This window comes from Pseudomonas sp. MWU16-30323 (assembly GCF_020515595.1).
Classification (GTDB): Bacteria; Pseudomonadota; Gammaproteobacteria; order Pseudomonadales; family Pseudomonadaceae; genus Aquipseudomonas; species Aquipseudomonas yamanorum.
In genome coordinates this window covers 18,976-36,556 of the sequence record NZ_JAIWYM010000011.1, presented here as the reverse complement: position 1 = coordinate 36,556, position 17,581 = coordinate 18,976, and the positions used below count along the sequence as shown (strand labels likewise).

The window sequence follows — 17,581 nt, the reverse complement described above, 5'->3', positions numbered from 1 at the left end:
CACTCGATCTAAATTTGCCGGTTTTGTTACTTTGCCGCAGGATGTGCAGGGCATTTAGGACTATTGTTCGGTCTAGCGCCGCACAGTGTGCATTTGATAACCCATATCATTGGTCATTATCAGGTCGCACGTCATAATGCCCGCCGCCAACGAAATTTTGCAGAGTCTAGGGAGCTAGCTTGTCTACGCCTGTCGAACCCTTGCGTTTGCTGCTACTGGCCGATGAGCCAGCGTGGGCAGCGTTATTGCGCGAGTGCCTGGCGCCGATGGGCGACGGAGCTGTGCTGATCAGCGCGCCAAACTGGGAGTCTGTGAGCAATCTGTTCGACGACGATCACAGTGCGGTGTTGTTGACCACGGCCAGCCTTCAGCCCGGCCCCGGTCGTTGCAGCTTGCCAACGGTATTGCTGTTGGAAGAGGAACCTCTGGTTTCGCCCCTTGGCGTCAGCGACTGGCTGATTCTGAATGCATTGGATGTCGATACATTGCGCCGGTGCCTGCGGCATGTGCGCGAGCGCGGTGTGCTGGAAAACACCCTGCAACGCCTGGCCGAGCAGGACCCGCTGACCGGCATCGCCAACCGCCAGGGCTTCCAGACCCTGTTGACCGCCCGCCTGGCGGAAAACGAAGGCCGTGGCGTCGCCCTCGGTCACCTCGACCTGGACAACTTCCGTCACGCCAACGACGCCCTCGGCCACCAGGCTGGCGACCGGCTGATCCTGCAAGTGGTCTCGCGGCTCAAGAGCCAGCTGGAGGCCGGCGATCAATTGGCGCGCCTGGGCAGCGATGAATTCGCCTTGCTGATCGACACCCGCCGCGCGCCCCAGCGCGCCGAATGGATGGCCGAGCGCATCATCGAAGCCATGGCCGAGCCGTATTGGGTCGATGGCGAAAGCCTGCTGATCGGTTGCAGCCTCGGCGTGGCACATGCCCGCGCCAGGGCCGGCGCCGACCCGCTGATGTGGCACGCCCATATCGCCATGCAGCAAGCCAAGAGCACCCAGGGCTGTACTTTTCATATCTTCAACGAACGCATCAACCGCAATGCCCGCAGCCTCGCCGACCTGGAAAGCGAACTGCGCCGGGCGTTGCGCCGTGACGAGCTGGAACTGCATTACCAGCCCCGCCTGGACCTCGACGACGGGCATATCGTCGGCCTCGAAGCGCTGGTGCGCTGGCGCCACGGCGAGCGCGGGCTGTTGCCGCCGAGCGAGTTCGTGCCGCTGGCCGAGCAGAGCGGCCTGATCGTGCCGCTGGGCTACTGGGTAATTTCCCGGGCGCTGCGCGACATGCAGGACCTGCGCGAACGCGGGATTGCGCCGTTGCACATGGCGGTCAACTTGTCGTTCCGCCAGTTCCAGGACAGCCAATTGCTCAGCACCCTCAGCCGGCTGATTGCCGAACGTGGTGTGGAAGCCCAGTGGCTGGAGTTTGAACTGACGGAAACCGCCGTGATGCGCCGCAGCGACCTGGTCAAGCAGACCATGGATGCGCTGGGTCGGCTGGGGGTGCGCTTTTCCCTGGATGACTTTGGCACCGGCTTCTCGTCGTTCGTGCACCTCAACAGCCTGCCGATTGCCTTGCTGAAAATCGACAAGAGCTTTGTCGGCGGCATGGAAGAGCGCGAAGAGAATCGCAAGCTGGTCCACGCGATGATCAACCTGGCCCACAACCTGAACCTGGAAGTGGTGGCCGAGGGTGTGGAAACCGCAGAGCAACTGGCGTTGCTGCGGTTGTTCGGCTGCGATCAGGCACAGGGTTACCTGATCAGCAAGCCGTTGCCGCTGGCGGAACTGGTGGACTACCTGACGTTTGGTAACAGCCAGGAATTGGTGGGCGGCGTGATCTGATGGTGTGAGCCCGATCAAAATGTGGGAGCCAGCTTTTGTGGGAGCTGGCTTGCCTGCGATAGCATCACTGCGGTGTGTCTGACCTACCGAGGTGCCTGCATCGCGGGCAAGCCCGGCTCCCACATAAGCCAACTCCTACACTGACCGAGTACAGTCGTTACTCAGGCTGCGCGGCTTGAAATCCGTGGTGGGTTTCAGGCTCCTGGCGAATCATCCGCGTCATCTTCCGTTCAAACGCCCAGGTCAGGCTGACTGCCGCGCACGCCAGGCCCAGCGCCAGGCCCCACCACACGCCAGTCGGCCCCCAGCCGAGGTTGAACGCCATCAACCACGCAGCCGGTGCGCCGATCAGCCAGTAGCATCCCAACCCGACCAGGAACGTGGTCTTGGCGTCCTTGAGCCCGCGAATGCAGCCCATGGCGATGGTCTGTACACCGTCGAACAGCTCAAACCACGCGGCCACCGCCAGCAGGCTAACGGCGAGGTTGATCACGTCGCGAAACGCCGGGTCATGCTGGTCGAGGAACAAGCTGATCAGTTGGTGCGAGAACAACCACAGCACCGCTGCAAAGCCCAGCATCACCACTGCGCCAAAGCCTATGCCAACTCGCCCGGCCAGCCGTGCTTCCAGCAGGTTCCCGGCCCCGTAATGCTGGCCGATGCGCATGGTGATTGCGTAGGACATGCCCGCCGGAACCATGAACGCCACCGACACAATCTGCAGGGCAATCTGGTGCGCAGCCAACTGCGTACTGCCCATGGTGCCCATGCACAGTGCCGCGAACGCAAACAGCCCGACTTCCACCGCGTAGGTGCCACCAATCGGCAGGCCCAGGCGCCACAGTTCCCGCAGGTAATGCAGGTTGGGCCGCAGCAGACCCTTGCGCAGTGGGTAGGCGTCGTAAGCACGGTTGTATTTGATGTACCAGATCAGCGCCAGTGCCATGCAGTTGGCGACGATGGCCGTGACCAGGCCAATGCCCACCAGCCCGAGTTTCGGCAGGCCGAACATGCCTTCGATCAGCGCGTGGTTGAGCAGGTAGTTGATCACCGTGCCGCCCAGGCTGATGACCATCACCGGCGTGGCCTTGCCGATGGCGCTGGTGAAGCCGCGCAGGGCCATGAACGTCAGGTAGCCGGGCAGGGCGAACGGCAGGATGGTCAGGAACTGGCCGGCGGACGCGACGTTGGTTTCGGTCTGGCCGAACATCAGCAACACCGGCTTGAGGTTCCACAGCAGCAAGCCGGCCACCAGCGCCATCAACCAGGCCAGCCACAGCCCGGCCTGGGTCAGGCGAGTGGCGCCTTCAATGTCGCCGGCGCCCTGGCGGATCGCGACCAGCGTGCCCACGGCGGCGATCACGCCGATGCAGAAAATCGACACGAACGAATAGCTCGCCGCACCCAGGCCGCCGCCGGCCAGGGCCTCGGGGCTCAGGCGGGCCATCATCAGGGTGTCGGTCAGCACCATCAGCATGTGGGCCAACTGTGAGGCAATCAACGGCCCTGACAGCCGCAGAATGGCCCAGAGTTCGGTACGTGCCGGATGCTGCATGATCATCACGCTCAAAAAGTCAGGGAAGGGTGGAAGGGTTGATTCTCGGCGCCCACAGCGCATTGCACAAAGGGATAAATCCGATGGCGCGCATGATTAAAACTCATGCCTGAATGATTCTGGTAGGGTTTCGAGATTGCGCCGTCGGAGCTTTCGCCATGTCTCGTCGTCTTCCTCCTCTTTACGCCTTGCGGGCGTTTGAAGCTGCGTCCCGCTACAACTCGTTCACCCGCGCGGCGGAAGAGTTATCGATTACCCAAAGTGCGGTGAGCCGGCACATTCGCACGCTGGAAGAGCATTTCGCCTGCCGCCTGTTCCAGCGCAGCGGCCGCACCTTGCAGCTCACCGAGGCGGCGCGCCTGTTGCTGCCAGGCGTGCGCGAAGGGTTTGCGGCCCTGGAGCGCGCCTGCCATACGTTGAACGCGGAGGACGACATCCTGCGCATGAAGGCGCCATCCACCCTGACCATGCGCTGGCTGCTGGCGCGGCTCAGTCGCTTCCGGCATTTACAGCCGGGCAATGAAGTGCAACTGACCAGCGCCTGGATGAGTGTCGATGAGGTGGACTTCAATCAGGAGCCGTTCGATTGCGCGGTATTGCTGAGTAACGGTCATTTCCCGCCGGACTGGGAAGCCTGCTACCTGTTTCCTGAACTGCTGATTCCAGTGGGCGCGCCGAACCTGTTGAGCGACGGGCCCTGGGACGTCACGCGGCTGGCCTCTGCCGAATTGCTGCACCCGACGCCGGACCGCCGTGACTGGCGCTACTGGCTGGAGCGCATGGGGCTGTCATCCCAGGTATCGCTCAAGGGCGGGCAGGTGTTCGATACATTGGAGCTGGGCATGATTGCCGCCGCTCGGGGTTATGGCGTGTCCATGGGCGACTTGCTGATGGTGGCCGAAGACGTGGCCCAGGGCCGGCTGAGCCTGCCGTGGCCCACCGCCGTGGCCAGTGGGGAAAATTACTATCTGGTGTGGCCAAAGACCCGGCCGGGCGGTGAGCGTTTGCGACGGCTGGGTGACTTTCTCCAGAGCGAGGTGCAGGCCATGGAATTGCCCCAGGTAGAGCGCCTCGCCTGAGTGGATTGCGCACCGGGCAGCAATCGTTTGCGTGATACCCCTGCGAATCGCTCAAGAATTCAGCCTGCCCGCCGAAGTAGGGTTGTTGGAACTACCGTTCTACAACGTTTCCCCTATTAGAATTTTGCCGAGCAGCGCTATGAGATCAGGATGATCCTGGCCTCGGCCAGGAGCCTTCATGTCTCAACCTCGCGCCCGGATCGCCTCTCAACTGGGGCTTGCCCTCGCCGTGATACTGGCTGTCGTCATCAGCGGCAGTACGGTGTTCGCCTTGCGTTCGCTGGACTCCGCCAACCTCGACACTCGCGAGGAGCATCTGGCCAGCGAGGCTCGCTTGCTGGCTGACCAACTCAATACCTTCCACAGCACCTTGCGCGAAAGTACCCAGCGTTTGAGCGGGCTGTTTGAAAAGCGCTTCAGCGCCGGCTTGAGTGTGCGGCCTGGGCAGCCGGTGACGGTAGCGGGTGTGCAGACACCGGGCCTGTACCTGGGCGAGGAAGTGCTGAACAACAACTTCACGGAAGTTGATGAGTTCAAGCAGATGTCGGGCGGCGTGGCGACCTTGTTCGTACGCAGTGGCGAGGACTTTGTCCGTGTCAGCACGTCCCTGACCAAGCAGGACGGCAGCCGCGCCATCGGTACGGCGCTGGATCACCAGCACCCGGCCTATCAACGCTTGCTCGGCGGGCAGGGTTACGTGGGTCGCGCGGTGCTGTTCGATCGCTCCTACATGACCCAGTACAGCCCGGTGCGTGATGCCAGCGGCAAAGTGATTGCGGTGCTGTTTGTCGGCTTCGACTACACCGACGCGCAGAACGCCCAGTTCGACAACCTCAAGCGCTTCCGAATCGGCCAGACCGGCTCCCTCGCGCTGCTGGATGAACAGAAACATTGGCTGGTGCCGCCGGCTGGCGTGCAGGCGCTGGATCAAGCAATTCCGGTGATGCTCGACCTGGCCGCCAAACCTGGAAAAGGCCGTTTCTGGAGCGACAAGAACGAAGACTTCTACAGCGTTGCCGTGCCGTTTGAAGGCGGTCCGTGGTCGGTGGTGGCGAGCATGCCGAAAGCCGAAATTCGGGCGGTGACCTGGTCGGTGGGGATTCGCCTGGCGATTGGCAGTTTGCTCGCAATGCTGCTGGCGGTGGGCGCGGCGGTCTGGCTGCTGCGCAGCAAGTTGCAGCCGTTGGGCGACCTGGTGCGTCAAGCGGAAGCCTTGGGCGCTGGTGATTTGAGCGCACGGCTGAACGTGTCCAGCCATGACGAAATCGGCCAGTTGGCCCGCAGTTTCAACCAGATGGGCGAAGCGCTGTCGACCATGGTGTCGCATATCCGCAAGGCGGCTGAAGACGTGAACAGCCGCGCCCAGGCACTGTCGGGATTGTCCGGCGGTGCGTACGAAGGCATGGAGCAACAGTCCGGCGAGATCACCAGCATGGCCGGCGCGGTGGAAGAGTTCAGCGCCACCTCGCTGAACATCGCCGACAACATGGGCAACACCGAGCGCCTGGCCCAGGACAATGCCCAGCAAACCAAGATTGGCCGCACCTCGATGGAAGAGGCGTCTTCGTCCCTGGAACACATCGCCACCGCGCTGAACAGCACAGCCACGGTGATCAACACCTTGGGCCAGCGCTCCCAGGAAATCGGCGGGATTGTCGGGGTCATCACTGCGATTGCCGAACAGACCAACCTGCTGGCGCTCAACGCCGCCATCGAAGCCGCGCGGGCCGGTGAGCAAGGGCGCGGGTTTGCGGTGGTGGCGGATGAAGTGCGCAACCTCGCCTCGCGTACCCGTCAGGCCACGGACGAAATTTCCGGGATGATCCAGAGCATCCAGCAGGAAACCGGCAACGCCATCAGCACCATGGAACAAGGCAACGTGCTGATGCAGGAAGGCCTTGCGCGCAATGCCGACGTGGCCTCGGCGCTGGCGCGGATCGACGAGCAAAGCCGCTCGGCGGGCCAGCAGTTTGCGGCCATTACCACTGCCACCCAGGAGCAGAGCAGCACGGCGACCTTGCTGAGCAGCAACTTGCAGAGCATTGCCCTGGCCAACAGCGAGCAGCGTGAAGTGGTGTCGAACCTGGCAATCACCGCCAAGGAACTGGAGACCCTGGCGGCGGGCTTGCGGCATGAGGTTGACCGGTTTCGTTGATTGACTGTTCGGGCCCTATCGCGGGCAAGCCCGCTCCCACCGTTGACCGTGTTGTTCTGGAGTACGCGGTCCACTGTGGGAGCCGGGCTTGCCCGCGATGACGTCCGACCCGACGCCTCAAACGTCGGATCGGTCCCCCAGCCCCGGGTCCACACGCTTGCCAATGTCCTTGAGTCGCGCCAGTTGATCGACCATCCCTGGTGCTTCATCCAGGCTGCTGACAAAGGTCCACAGGTAAGTCATCACCGCATACACGTGGCCGGCCTTGACCGCCGGCGACAGCGCCAACTGGCTGATGGCGACCACAAACAACAGCGCGGCCAGCGTACCGATAAACAGGAACGCTGCAGCCTCGCGGTCCGACAGCCAGATCCGCAGGCGTGACAGCACCTGGTAGTGGCGCTGCAAGGTCTGCGCGCCGACCTTTTCCACCAGGCCGATTTCCTTTTCCAGGCGGTCATTCAAGCGCTCGTGCAACTCCTGATTGCGCCGGGCGAAACGTGGCAACAAGGTTGTGCACAGCACCAGCGCCGTCAGGCAGGCCAGGCCGATCCACGGTTCGATCACCAGCAACATCACGGCCGCACCGACGATCGACACCAGCGCCGTCGCGATGATCGGCACGTGTTTTTCGAAGAAATCCACAAAGTCCCGCGCCAACACCACCCGCGCCGCCGCCCGTGAGGTGCTGTGGTTTTGCAGGCGCTGGTTGAGAATCACCGGCACCGCAAGGTCCGCGTAGATACGGGTGAAGGTGCGCGTATCCAGCGCCCGTCGCGCCGCCCCGACCACCCAGAACGCCAGCACCACGGCGGCGTAGAACAACGCGCTGCCGGCATCGCCGCGGATAATTGAGTCCACCGCGAACCCCGCAAACAGCGGGTAGGCCAGCAGCAATGCGTTTTCCAGGGCCACCAGCGACAAGGTGCAGAACAGCTTGCCGGGATAGGCCCTGGCGATCGCCTTGAGGGTTTGGCTGGCGGATTGTTGCCCGATCTTTTTGCTTTCTTCGATCAGGATTTGCGGTGTTACGGATGACATGGGGTGCACCAAGGGTGAGATAAGCGCTAGTATTGAGCGACTGCTCAATTATCCTTGAGCGATCGCTCAAAAAGCAAGCGCCGTCGATCTGCCGGTGCCTGAAGGAAAAGCCTCATGTCGCGTATCGACCGTAAAGACCAGATCATCGCCGCCGCCCTGGAGCTGTTTCGCAGCAAAGGCTTCGCCGATGTCTCCACCCGCGACTTGGCGGAGCACGCCGGGCTGTCCCGCAGCCACGTCTATCACTACTTCAGTGACTGGAAAGAACTGCGCCGCGAAGCGTTTGTGCGGTTTGCCAACGAGCAACTGGACGAGGTGCGGGTGCCGTTGGAGGGGCTGCCTCCACTGGAAGCACTCGAAGGTTTCCTGCGTGACTGCCTGCCCTCCACGGCAGATGCCGGATGGGCGCTGTGGCTGGATGCCTGGGACGAAGCCATGCATGACGAGCCATTCGCCGAGGCTTACCTGACGATCAACGCCCAATGGCAAGCGATGCTCGCCGAGCTCATCGAGCAAGGTGTGGCGGCCAAGGTGTTTCAGTGTGAGTGGCCCGAGCGCGCGGCGCGGCAGCTGTTCGCCGTCGCCATGGGCTATGCCGATGACTTGATGCTCAAACCCTCCGTTGAATCGGCTGAGGCGGCGATGGGTGAGGTGATGGAAGTGGCAGGGCTGCTCCTGGCGTTGCCTAAGAAGCGCTAGCGGGGCGGTACTGCAAGGCTTCCGCCAGATGATGCCGGGCGATGGCGTCCACCTGTTCCAGGTCGGCCAGGGTGCGGGCGACCTTGAGCAAGCGATGGGCTGCCCGCAGCGACAGCGTCAGCCGTTCACACGCGCTCTCCAGCCAGCCTTCGTCGGCTTTCGCCAGCTTGCAGTGCTGGCGTAGTCCCGGCAGGTCGAGAAAGGCATTGGCGCAGCCCTGGCGCAGTTGCTGGCGTTCTCGAGCCTCGGCCACGAGGGCGGATGCGCTGGCGGTATCGTCGCCGGACTGTTTGCCCGGGTTCAGCGCAGTGCTTTCCCGGGCGACGGTCACGTGCAGGTCGATCCGGTCCAGCAGCGGCCCCGAAAGCTTGTTGCGATAGCGCTGGATCTGCTCCGGCGTGCAGCGACAGCGCCCGCTCGGCTCGCCCACATAGCCGCAAGGGCAGGGGTTCATTGCCGCCACCAACTGAAAGCGCGCCGGGAAACTCACCCGGTCGCGGGCGCGGGCAATCACGATATGCCCGGACTCCAGCGGCTCACGCAGCACTTCCAAGACCTTGCGATCAAACTCCGGCAGCTCGTCGAGAAATAACACACCATGATGGGCGAGGGTGATTTCCCCCGGCTGCGGTTTCGAGCCACCGCCTACCAGTGCTGGGCCTGACGCTGAATGGTGCGGTTGGCGAAATGGCCGGTGCGGCCAATGGCTCAGCGGCGCCAGGCTGACTACCGACTGAATCGCCGCCACCTCCAGCGCTTCCTGTTCACTCAGGGGTGGCAACAGACCCGGTAGACGGCTGGCCAGCAAGGTTTTGCCCGTGCCCGGTGGCCCACTGAGCAACAGGTTGTGGGCGCCCGCCGCAGCGATCAACAGCGCACGCTTGGCCGCCAGTTGGCCCTGTACTTCACTCAGGTCGGGATAGGGTTTATTCAGGTACATCAGGCCACTGGAAACGAAGGGCTCGATCGGCACGTGACCGTTCAGGTGCGCCACCACTTGCAGCAGATGATCCACCGCAATCACCTTCAATCCCGAGGCCAGACACGCCTCTTCGGCATTGGCCCGAGGCACGATCAAGGTGCGCCCGGCCTTGCGCGCCGCCAGGGCTGCCGGCAATACCCCTTTCACCCCACGCACCTCACCGGACAGCGCCAGCTCACCGAGGCATTCCACGTTATCCAGGGTCAGCGCCGGTACCTGCACGCTGGCGGCGAGAATCCCCAAGGCAATCGCCAAATCAAAACGCCCACCGTCCTTGGGCAGGTCGGCGGGCGCGAGGTTGAGGGTGATGCGGCGGGACGGGTATTGCAGCGCGGAGTTGAGAATCGCGCTGCGCACGCGGTCCTTGCTTTCCTTGACGGCGGTTTCCGGCAGGCCCACCAGCGTCAGCGACGGCAAGCCGTTGGCCATGTGCACCTCGACGGTGACGGCGGGGGCTTCAACGCCAATCTGGGCGCGGCTGTGGACGATGGCGAGGGACATGCTCGTTCCTTGAAATGAGTGGCCGCTTCCTGCGGTTTTTCAAGGGTAGTCCAGCGTTGGCGCAATGCAGCGGCGAGGTTTTACAGAACGTATCGGGCTACTGGCTGGGCGGTGGCACACACAAAAACTCCTTCGCCAACGTCAACCACGCCTGCGCCGCAAACGACAGCTTGCACTGCCGACGCCACGCCAGCATCAATCTCCAGTTCAGGGCCGGCGACTGTATTTCCGCGATGCTGAATTGGTTGGCATCAAGGGTGTCGCAGAACGCCCGGGGCAGCAGGGTGATGCCCACGCCCAGGCGTACCAGGGAGGCGATAAAGTCCCATTGGCTGCTGCGCCCGCTGATACGCGGCTCAAAACCGGCCAGGGCGCAGGCATCGAGTACAAATTGGTTAAGGGTGAAGGTGTCATCGTAAAAGATGAATTCGCAGGCTTGCAGTTCGCTCAGCTCTACCGAGCTGCGTCCCTGCCAGGGCGAATCATGGGGCGCGAGCAGGCACAGTGGCGATTCGAACAAGGGCATGGATTCAAATTCGGACCATATATCCGCCACGCGCGGCGAGTCCAGGATGGTGCCGAACTCCAGCGTGCCTTGGCGCAGGTCCTGAATGGTGACGTTGCCGCCGCTTTCGAACAGTTTCAGTTCGATCTTCGGGTAGCGGGCGTGATATTCCGCAAAGATCGGTGCCAGTGCGAGGTGAGTAGAGGGCGACAGTCCCATGCGCAGGGCGCCGCGTTCGACTTGCTGCAAGTCTTGCAGCTCCACGGTCATTTCATCGTGCAGTGCGATCATTTCCTTGGCGCGCTTGAGCACAATTTCACCGGCGTCCGTCAGGGTGAAGCGTTTTCCCATGCGGTCCAGCAGCCTCAAGCCAAGGCTCGTTTCAAGTTGCTGCACCATTTTGCTGACCGTTGGCTGGGTCAGGTGCAGCTTTACTGCGGCTTTGGTAAAGCTCTGCTGGTCCACGACTTCTACGAAATAACGAAGCGCCCTGATGTCCATTTTGCATTCCAATTTCGCATGGTTTTCATAAGATTAATTCATTATATCTTTAAAAAATGGCTGGATAAGATTTGTTACATCTGTTCCCAGCCAGCGTTCCCGGTGATGCCTTGAGGGCCTTGCCAGACGCTTCCATGGCCAGATTTCTCGCAGTGTATGAATCAAAGGCAACGCTATTTCTGGAGAGCAATTGTGCTTAACAAAACGCGTCATTCTTTTTCCGGTTCTGATGAGATGTCTCAGGGAGCGCGCTTCGTTAAGGAGTTGCTGGCGCAGGCACAGATTGAGGTCAACGGGCCGTCGGCTGCGGATATGCAACTGCACCACAGTGCTACGTTCGACCTGGCCCTGGCCAAAGGCAACCTTGGCCTTGGCGAGGACTACATGGATGGCGGTTGGGACGCCGAGGCGCTGGATGAATTTTTCTACCGCCTCATGCGCTCTGGGGTGATCGACCAGGCCAACCCGGCCACTTTGTTGTTTCACGCGTTCAGCTCCCGCTGGCTGAACCTGCAAAACAAGAAGCGCGCCTGGCAAGTCGGCGAGGCGCACTACGACCTCGGCAATGACTTCTACGCGCGCATGCTCGACTCGCGTATGACGTACACCTGTGGCTACTGGAAAGATGCCACCACCCTGGAGCAGGCGCAGTTCGCCAAGCTGGACCTGATCTGTAAAAAACTGGGGCTCAAGCCGGGCATGCGCGTGCTGGATATCGGCTGTGGCTGGGGCAGCTTCATGAGCCATGCGGCCGAGCACTATGGCGTGGAGTGCGTGGGTGTGACCATCTCCAAAGAGCAGGCGGAGTGGGGCCGCGCCAAGTATTCACATCTGCCTATCGAGTTTCGTTTGCAGGACTATCGGGACATCGACGAGCAATTCGACCATATCGCCAGCGTCGGCATGTTTGAGCATGTGGGCCGCAAGAACCATCGTGCCTATATGGAGGTGGCCAACCGCTGCCTGAAGGACGACGGCCTGTTCCTGTTGCACACCATCGGCAAGAACCAACGCAACAGCACGCCGGACCCGTGGATCGACAAATACATCTTTCCCAATGGTGATTTGCCCTCGATCGGGCAGATTGGCGACGCCATGGACGGGTTGTTTGTTGCCGAGGATTTGCACAACTTTGGCGCCGATTACGACAAGACACTGATGGCCTGGTGCGAAAACTTCGAATTGGCGTGGCCGGATTTCGCCGAAACCTTTGGCCGGCGTTTCTACCGGATGTGGCGCTATTACCTGCTGTCGTGTGCAGGGGCGTTTCGCGCGCGGGATATCCAGTTGTGGCAGTGGGTGTTGTCGAAGAAGGGGGTTGTCGGCGGGTATCAGCGGGTGAGCTGAGGGTGACAACGGTTTAACGGGGACAGGCGAAACCTGCCCCGGTTTGGCCGGTTTACTCGGCGGCCGGCGTCAATCGCGCTTCCAGCTCCGCCACCTTGGCCTCAAGGCTTTCCAACCGCGCCCGAGTGCGCGCCAACACCACCATCTGGCTATCAAACTCTTCCCGGCTTACCAGGTCCAGCTTGCTGAAACCGCTTTGCAGCAGCGCCTTGAACTGGCTTTCAATTTCATTGCGTGGCAGCGGCGTGTCGCTGCTGAACAGGCGGGAGGCGTGGCCGCTCAGGGCGTCGAGGAGGTCTTTGGGCGCGAGCATGGGAAATCGTCCGGAAAATCTGTTGGCCGGCAGTGTATCACGCAGCGTCTATAGTCTTTTCCCAGGCACAGGCGCACGCTTTTCGCGCATGTGGCCGGGCGGTCACGCACCGTTTTCGTGCGTATCTTCGCGACAACGGCGCCCGGGAGGTGGGCACACGCGAACAAAGGACTGATTTCAGTGATTTTTACGGAGCTGGCAAGCTTTCTGCTTAGACGATCATGACCCATGCACTGATGCAGTCGCTGTGACGATGCAGTGCGCCGACGGACCAGCGGTACATGTTTCGTCACCAGTGGTTAGCGAGCGTCGCAATGGCAAATGCCAAGGCGACGAAGCGTTACAAAGCCAGGCACTGCGCTTAGACTTGAGACGGGTTTGTTTTCCTGGGGCAAGTCCACCAATTCGGGAGAGAGTTTTCATGAAGCTAGTCACTGCCATCATCAAGCCGTTCAAGTTGGACGATGTACGCGAGTCACTGTCCGAGATCGGCGTGCAGGGCATTACCGTTACTGAGGTCAAAGGCTTCGGTCGGCAGAAGGGTCACACCGAGCTGTATCGCGGCGCGGAATACGTGGTCGATTTCCTGCCAAAGGTGAAGATTGATGTCGCCATTGACGACAAGGATCTTGACCGGGTTATCGAGGCGATAACCAAGGCCGCCAACACCGGCAAGATCGGTGACGGCAAGATCTTCGTGGTCAATCTGGAACAGGCTATTCGCATCCGTACCGGCGAAACCGATACCGACGCAATCTAAGCCGCCAAACCCCAACGCCCCAGGAGAAAACAATATGACTCTGCGTAAATTCGCAGGGCTAGGAGCCCTGTTGTCCCTCGTAATGCCGGCCCTGGCCATGGCGGCGGACCCAGTACCTGCTCCAGTCCTCAATTCCGGCGACACCGCGTGGATGCTTACGTCCACCGCGCTGGTACTGTTCATGACCATTCCAGGCCTCGCGCTGTTCTACGGCGGCATGGTTCGCTCCAAAAACATTCTTTCCGTGATGATGCAGTGCTTCGCCATCACCGGCCTGATTACCATCCTGTGGTTCGTCTACGGCTACAGCATGGCGTTCGATACCACCGGTATGGAAGCAGGCGTCGTCAACCTCAACTCGTTTGTGGGTGGCTTGTCCAAACTGTTCCTTTCGGGTGTGACCCCGGCCAGCATCACCGGCCCGGCGGCGTTGTTCCCTGAAGCCGTGTTTGTGACCTTCCAGATGACCTTCGCGATCATCACCCCGGCGCTGATCGTCGGTGCGTTCGCCGAGCGTATGAAGTTCTCCGCGATGCTGATCTTCATGGGCGTCTGGTTCACTCTGGTCTACGCACCGATTGCCCACATGGTATGGGGCGGTCCGGGTTCGTTGCTGGGCGACTGGGGCGTACTGGACTTCGCTGGCGGCACCGTGGTGCACATCAACGCCGGTGTTGCCGGCCTGGTAGCGTGCCTGGTACTCGGCAAGCGTAAAGGCTTCCCAACCACCCCAATGGCACCGCACAACCTCGGTTACACCCTGGTGGGCGCGGCCATGCTGTGGGTCGGCTGGTTCGGCTTCAACGCCGGCTCTGCGGCTGCGGCCAACGGCACTGCCGGCATGGCGATGCTGGTCACCCAGATCGCTACCGCTGCGGCGGCGCTGGGCTGGATGTTCGCCGAGTGGGTCACCCACGGTAAGCCAAGCGCGCTGGGCATTGCCTCGGGTGTGGTTGCTGGCCTGGTGGCAATCACTCCAGCCGCGGGCACCGTGGGCCCGATGGGCGCCCTGGTGATCGGCCTGGCGGCCGGTGTGGTGTGCTTCTTCTGCGCCACTACCCTGAAACGCAAACTGGGCTACGACGACTCCCTGGACGCCTTCGGCGTGCACGGTATCGGCGGTATCCTCGGCGCGATCCTGACCGGTGTGTTCGCGGCACCAGCGATGGGCGGCTTCAACGCCACCACCACTGATATCGCTGCACAAGTCTGGATCCAGTGCAAAGGCGTCGGCTTCACCGTCATCTACACCGCCATCGTGACATTCATCATCCTCAAGGTGCTGGACGCTGTGATGGGCCTGCGGGTGACCGAAGAAGAAGAGGCTGTCGGCCTCGACCTGGCGCAACACAACGAACGCGGCTACAACTTGTAAGTACGCGAAAAAAAGATGCCCGGCTTGCCGGGCATTTTTTTGCCCGGGGTTTGTCTGTGGCTAAAGGTGTATGGGTTTTTTCGCGACTTTGTGATGGTATCCACACCGCACTTTTCAGTGTGCGAATGTCTTACAGGCATGTAGGCGTATTCGGCACTTTGTTTTTTCCCTGAGCGCGCTAGAATGCGCGCCGATAGGCGGAGAACTGTATGTGGCAACAGACCCTGATAACCCTGCGGGCCAAGCCCCGGGGCTTTCATCTGGTGACGGACGAGTTGCTCGCCGGCTTGCCTGAATTGAAGGCCTGTCGGGTGGGCCTGTTGCATTTGTGGCTGCAGCACACCTCGGCTTCGTTGACGGTCAACGAGAATGCCGACCCGGCGGTTCGCCGTGACTTCGAGCGTTTTTTCAATGCGCTGGTGCCGCAAGGCATGGCGGGATATGAACACAACGACGAAGGTCCGGATGATCTGCCGGCGCACTTCAAGGCCAGTCTGCTGGGCTGTCAGTTGAGTTTGCCGGTAAGGGCCGGCCGCTTGGCGATGGGGACCTGGCAAGGTGTTTATCTGGGCGAGCACCGTGATCATGGCGGTGCTCGTAAAGTCCTCGCCACCTTGCACGGTGATGGGGCATAAGCCACTGGTGATCCGGTGGATGTTGATTTTTTTCCGGCGGCCGTCGACAGGCGGCGAAGCTGGGCTATAACTAATCTGCTTTTCGCAAGTCATGAGGTAGAACATGAGCGACGATGATCTGGAAAACGACGACCTCGAAGTAGGCGACGACGACGAAACCGAAGAAGGTCTTGAGGCGGCTGCCGAAGACGTGGCTGACGACGACGGTGGCGATGATGCACCGGTCCCGGTAGCCAAAGGCAAAGCCAAGGCTGCGGTGTCGGTTGACGAACTGCCGAGCGTAGAAGCCAAGAACAAAGAGCGCGATGCGCTGGCCCGTGCGATGGAAGAGTTCCTCGCTAAAGGCGGCAAAGTGCAGGAAGTCGAGGCTAACGTGGTGGCAGATCCACCGAAGAAGCCTGATAACAAGTACGGCAGCCGGCCTATCTAAGGCTTGCTGTTTGCTTGCTGAAAAAGCCCGCCGTCGCTGCGGGCTTTTTCATGGGTCAAACAAAAGGGTTAGGGCCAACACCCATCCAAGGATGAAGAGCGTGTGTGGCGAGGGAGCTTGCTCCCGTTGGGGCGCGAAGCGGCCCTGATTATGCCCCGGCGCGGTTTTCCAGAAAGAACGTCATGGCTGGTTTTGGGGCCGCTTCGCAGCCCAGCGGGAGCAAGCTCCCTCGCCACAAAAGCCCTTCATCATCAGGTTATGCGTTCCAGCGGGCGAGGAGTGCTGGCAATTCGGTCAGGCTGCGAATCTCGGCATCCGGCAACTTCTCGGCCTCCCAGGCCTTCCCCGCCGGGTTGAACCACACCGCCCGCAGCCCCGCCTGCTGCGCCCCGGCGATGTCATCCCCCGGATGATCACCTACGTGCACCGCCGCGCCCGGCGCTACGCCACCGCGCTGCAAGGCCTCCTGGAACAACCGTGCATCCGGCTTGGCGATACCAATGTCTTCCGCCCGCAGCGCAAAGTGGAAGTAATCCGCCAGCCCCACACGCTGCACATCGGCATTGCCGTTGGTAATCACCCCCAGCAGATAGTCACGGCGCAGCGCTTGCAGCATCGGTTCCGCTTCGGGGAATACGGTGAGTTGATGCCGGGCGTGGATGAACGCTTCAAAGCACACGTCCGCCATCTGCGCTGCTTCCGGCAACGGGTAGCCGGCTTCCTCGAAAGCATGTTGCAGCACCTTTTGACGCAACACGCTGATGCGGTATTTCAGCTCCGGATGCCGCTCCAGCACCTGTTGGCGCAGGCTGGCAAACTTCTCCAGAGGCAAGTCGCCCACCTTGGTGGCATGGGTCGCCAGCCACTCGCGCATCGACGCTTCGGCGCTGATGATGACCGGCACGTTATCCCAGAGCGTATCGTCCAGGTCGAAGGTGATCAGCTTGATGCTCATGAGTCACTGCCCTTAATGCGTTTGGCCCGTGGATGGGCGCTGTCGTACACCGTTGCCAGGTGTTGGAAGTCCAGGTGGGTGTAGATCTGGGTGGTCTTGATGTCTGAGTGGCCAAGCAGTTCCTGCACCGCGCGCAGGTCCTGGGATGACTCCAGCAAGTGGCTGGCAAAGGAGTGCCTGAGCATGTGAGGGTGCAGGTTTTGCCCCAGCTCGCGCTCGCCGGCGGCCTTGACCCTTAACTGAATGGCCCGTGGCCCGAGGCGGCGGCCTTGCTGGCTGATAAACACGGCGTCATCCGCCGGGTTGGCCAGGGCACGCAGGGGCAGCCACAGCAGCAGGGCTTCGCGGGCCTTCTTGCCCACCGGTAATACGCGGGTCTTGCTGCCTTTGCCGAGCACCTGCACCAGGCCATCCGCCAGGTCCAGCTGATCGAGGTTGAGCCCGGTCAGCTCCGACAGGCGCAGGCCCGAGGAGTAGAACAGTTCGAGGATCGCCTGGTCGCGGTGGGCCAGGAAGTCGTCCTCCACGGCGCCGTCGAGCAATTGCAGGGCACGGTCGGTGTCGAGGGTCTTGGGCAGGCGGCGTTCACCCTTGGGCGGCGCCAGGCCGTTGGCCGGGTCGTGGTCGCACAGGCCTTCGCGGTTCAGGTAGTGATAGAGGCCGCGTACCGCCGACAGCAGGCGGGCCAGGCTGCGGGAGGATTGGCCTTGCTGGTGCAGGCGGGCGATCAGGCTGCGCAGACCCTGGATATCCAGGGCCTTCCAGCTGCTGATGTGTTGTTTCTCGCAGAACGCCAGGACCTTGTTCAAGTCCCGACGGTAAGCTTCCAGGGTGTGCGGCGACACCTGGCGCTCGCTGCGCAGGTGAGCGCAGTAGGCGTCCAGTTGTCGTTCCATGG

The 17,581-nt window shown here is 61.7% G+C and carries 16 protein-coding genes; 9 read left to right on the top strand and 7 right to left on the bottom strand.

Features of this window, described 5'->3' with window-relative positions; translation table 11 throughout:
* Positions 1-179: 179 nt before the first annotated feature.
* Complete coding sequence (locus LIY45_RS15040; RefSeq protein WP_226476790.1) at positions 180-1,850, top strand: bifunctional diguanylate cyclase/phosphodiesterase; 1,671 nt, start codon at positions 180-182, stop codon at positions 1,848-1,850.
* A gap of 157 nt (positions 1,851-2,007) precedes the next feature.
* On the opposite strand, the gene LIY45_RS15035 is transcribed toward LIY45_RS15040, so the two are convergent.
* Positions 2,008-3,411, bottom strand: coding sequence for a NorM family multidrug efflux MATE transporter (locus LIY45_RS15035; protein ID WP_226476789.1), 1,404 nt, complete (start codon positions 3,409-3,411; stop codon positions 2,008-2,010).
* A 152-nt stretch (positions 3,412-3,563) separates the two neighbouring features.
* Between LIY45_RS15035 and LIY45_RS15030 the strand changes: the two genes are divergently transcribed.
* Both LIY45_RS15030 and LIY45_RS15025 read left to right on the top strand, forming a co-directional pair.
* A complete protein-coding gene (locus tag LIY45_RS15030; protein WP_026077860.1) occupies positions 3,564-4,484 on the top strand; it encodes a LysR substrate-binding domain-containing protein in 921 nt (306 codons plus the stop codon).
* Positions 4,485-4,662: 178 nt separating this feature from the next.
* Positions 4,663-6,639, top strand: coding sequence for a methyl-accepting chemotaxis protein (locus LIY45_RS15025; RefSeq protein ID WP_017476684.1), 1,977 nt, complete (start codon positions 4,663-4,665; stop codon positions 6,637-6,639).
* Between the two features lie 117 nt (positions 6,640-6,756).
* Here LIY45_RS15025 and LIY45_RS15020 read toward each other — a convergent pair whose 3' ends face one another.
* Positions 6,757-7,680 carry an ABC transporter six-transmembrane domain-containing protein gene (locus LIY45_RS15020; protein WP_093203739.1) on the bottom strand — a complete coding sequence of 308 codons (924 nt, stop codon included), beginning with the start codon at positions 7,678-7,680 and terminating at the stop codon, positions 6,757-6,759.
* Between the two features lie 114 nt (positions 7,681-7,794).
* Between LIY45_RS15020 and LIY45_RS15015 the strand changes: the two genes are divergently transcribed.
* A complete protein-coding gene (locus tag LIY45_RS15015; RefSeq protein ID WP_226476788.1) occupies positions 7,795-8,379 on the top strand; it encodes a TetR family transcriptional regulator C-terminal domain-containing protein in 585 nt (194 codons plus the stop codon).
* Here LIY45_RS15015 and LIY45_RS15010 read toward each other — a convergent pair.
* Together LIY45_RS15010 and LIY45_RS15005 are read right to left on the bottom strand one after the other, a co-directional pair.
* Positions 8,366-9,862, bottom strand: a complete 1,497-nt coding sequence (locus tag LIY45_RS15010; protein WP_226476787.1) for a YifB family Mg chelatase-like AAA ATPase — start codon at positions 9,860-9,862, stop codon at positions 8,366-8,368. The two genes, LIY45_RS15015 and LIY45_RS15010, sit on opposite strands and share 14 nt — an antisense overlap.
* 97 nt (positions 9,863-9,959) lie before the next feature.
* Positions 9,960-10,868 (bottom strand): LysR family transcriptional regulator, encoded by a 909-nt coding sequence (locus LIY45_RS15005; protein WP_093203752.1) that lies wholly within the window; start codon positions 10,866-10,868, stop codon positions 9,960-9,962.
* Positions 10,869-11,102: 234 nt separating this feature from the next.
* Between LIY45_RS15005 and cfa the strand changes: the two genes are divergently transcribed.
* The gene (gene cfa, locus LIY45_RS15000) at positions 11,103-12,215 is read left to right on the top strand and encodes a cyclopropane fatty acyl phospholipid synthase (RefSeq protein WP_081253239.1); all 1,113 of its coding nucleotides are present in this window, start codon (positions 11,103-11,105) and stop codon (positions 12,213-12,215) included.
* A gap of 52 nt (positions 12,216-12,267) precedes the next feature.
* Here cfa and LIY45_RS14995 read toward each other — a convergent pair whose 3' ends face one another.
* Complete coding sequence (locus tag LIY45_RS14995; RefSeq protein ID WP_003208783.1) at positions 12,268-12,528, bottom strand: accessory factor UbiK family protein; 261 nt, start codon at positions 12,526-12,528, stop codon at positions 12,268-12,270.
* 421 nt (positions 12,529-12,949) lie between these two features.
* Between LIY45_RS14995 and glnK the strand changes: the two genes are divergently transcribed.
* The 4 genes from glnK to sutA all read left to right on the top strand — a co-directional run bounded on the left by glnK (position 12,950) and on the right by sutA (position 15,728).
* Positions 12,950-13,288: a P-II family nitrogen regulator gene (glnK, locus tag LIY45_RS14990; RefSeq protein WP_002555808.1), complete on the top strand. Its 339-nt coding sequence runs from the start codon at positions 12,950-12,952 to the stop codon at positions 13,286-13,288.
* Positions 13,289-13,322: 34 nt separating this feature from the next.
* The gene (locus tag LIY45_RS14985; protein ID WP_026077859.1) at positions 13,323-14,663 is read left to right on the top strand and encodes an ammonium transporter; all 1,341 of its coding nucleotides are present in this window, start codon (positions 13,323-13,325) and stop codon (positions 14,661-14,663) included.
* A gap of 209 nt (positions 14,664-14,872) precedes the next feature.
* Positions 14,873-15,298: a secondary thiamine-phosphate synthase enzyme YjbQ gene (locus LIY45_RS14980; RefSeq protein WP_017476675.1), complete on the top strand. Its 426-nt coding sequence runs from the start codon at positions 14,873-14,875 to the stop codon at positions 15,296-15,298.
* Positions 15,299-15,401: 103 nt separating this feature from the next.
* Complete coding sequence (sutA, locus tag LIY45_RS14975; protein ID WP_017476674.1) at positions 15,402-15,728, top strand: transcriptional regulator SutA; 327 nt, start codon at positions 15,402-15,404, stop codon at positions 15,726-15,728.
* A 256-nt stretch (positions 15,729-15,984) separates the two neighbouring features.
* Here the strand turns inward: sutA and LIY45_RS14970 are convergent, their stop codons facing one another.
* Both LIY45_RS14970 and xerC read right to left on the bottom strand, forming a co-directional pair.
* Complete coding sequence (locus LIY45_RS14970) at positions 15,985-16,683, bottom strand: HAD-IA family hydrolase (RefSeq protein WP_226476786.1); 699 nt, start codon at positions 16,681-16,683, stop codon at positions 15,985-15,987.
* Positions 16,680-17,579 (bottom strand): tyrosine recombinase XerC, encoded by a 900-nt coding sequence (xerC, locus tag LIY45_RS14965; protein ID WP_017476671.1) that lies wholly within the window; start codon positions 17,577-17,579, stop codon positions 16,680-16,682. Before xerC ends, LIY45_RS14970 begins: the two co-directional genes overlap by 4 nt.
* Positions 17,580-17,581: the final 2 nt, after the last annotated feature.

Coding starts and splice junctions, on each gene's coding strand:
- LIY45_RS15035 (WP_226476789.1), bottom strand. CDS start 3,411: ATGATCATGCAGCATCCGGCACGTACCGAACTCTGGGCCATTCTGCGG.
- LIY45_RS15030 (WP_026077860.1), top strand. CDS start 3,564: ATGTCTCGTCGTCTTCCTCCTCTTTACGCCTTGCGGGCGTTTGAAGCT.
- LIY45_RS15025 (WP_017476684.1), top strand. CDS start 4,663: ATGTCTCAACCTCGCGCCCGGATCGCCTCTCAACTGGGGCTTGCCCTC.
- LIY45_RS15020 (WP_093203739.1), bottom strand. CDS start 7,680: ATGTCATCCGTAACACCGCAAATCCTGATCGAAGAAAGCAAAAAGATC.
- LIY45_RS15015 (WP_226476788.1), top strand. CDS start 7,795: ATGTCGCGTATCGACCGTAAAGACCAGATCATCGCCGCCGCCCTGGAG.
- LIY45_RS15010 (WP_226476787.1), bottom strand. CDS start 9,862: ATGTCCCTCGCCATCGTCCACAGCCGCGCCCAGATTGGCGTTGAAGCC.
- LIY45_RS15005 (WP_093203752.1), bottom strand. CDS start 10,868: ATGGACATCAGGGCGCTTCGTTATTTCGTAGAAGTCGTGGACCAGCAG.
- cfa (WP_081253239.1), top strand. CDS start 11,103: ATGTCTCAGGGAGCGCGCTTCGTTAAGGAGTTGCTGGCGCAGGCACAG.
- LIY45_RS14995 (WP_003208783.1), bottom strand. CDS start 12,528: ATGCTCGCGCCCAAAGACCTCCTCGACGCCCTGAGCGGCCACGCCTCC.
- glnK (WP_002555808.1), top strand. CDS start 12,950: ATGAAGCTAGTCACTGCCATCATCAAGCCGTTCAAGTTGGACGATGTA.
- LIY45_RS14985 (WP_026077859.1), top strand. CDS start 13,323: ATGACTCTGCGTAAATTCGCAGGGCTAGGAGCCCTGTTGTCCCTCGTA.
- LIY45_RS14980 (WP_017476675.1), top strand. CDS start 14,873: ATGTGGCAACAGACCCTGATAACCCTGCGGGCCAAGCCCCGGGGCTTT.
- sutA (WP_017476674.1), top strand. CDS start 15,402: ATGAGCGACGATGATCTGGAAAACGACGACCTCGAAGTAGGCGACGAC.
- LIY45_RS14970 (WP_226476786.1), bottom strand. CDS start 16,683: ATGAGCATCAAGCTGATCACCTTCGACCTGGACGATACGCTCTGGGAT.
- xerC (WP_017476671.1), bottom strand. CDS start 17,579: ATGGAACGACAACTGGACGCCTACTGCGCTCACCTGCGCAGCGAGCGC.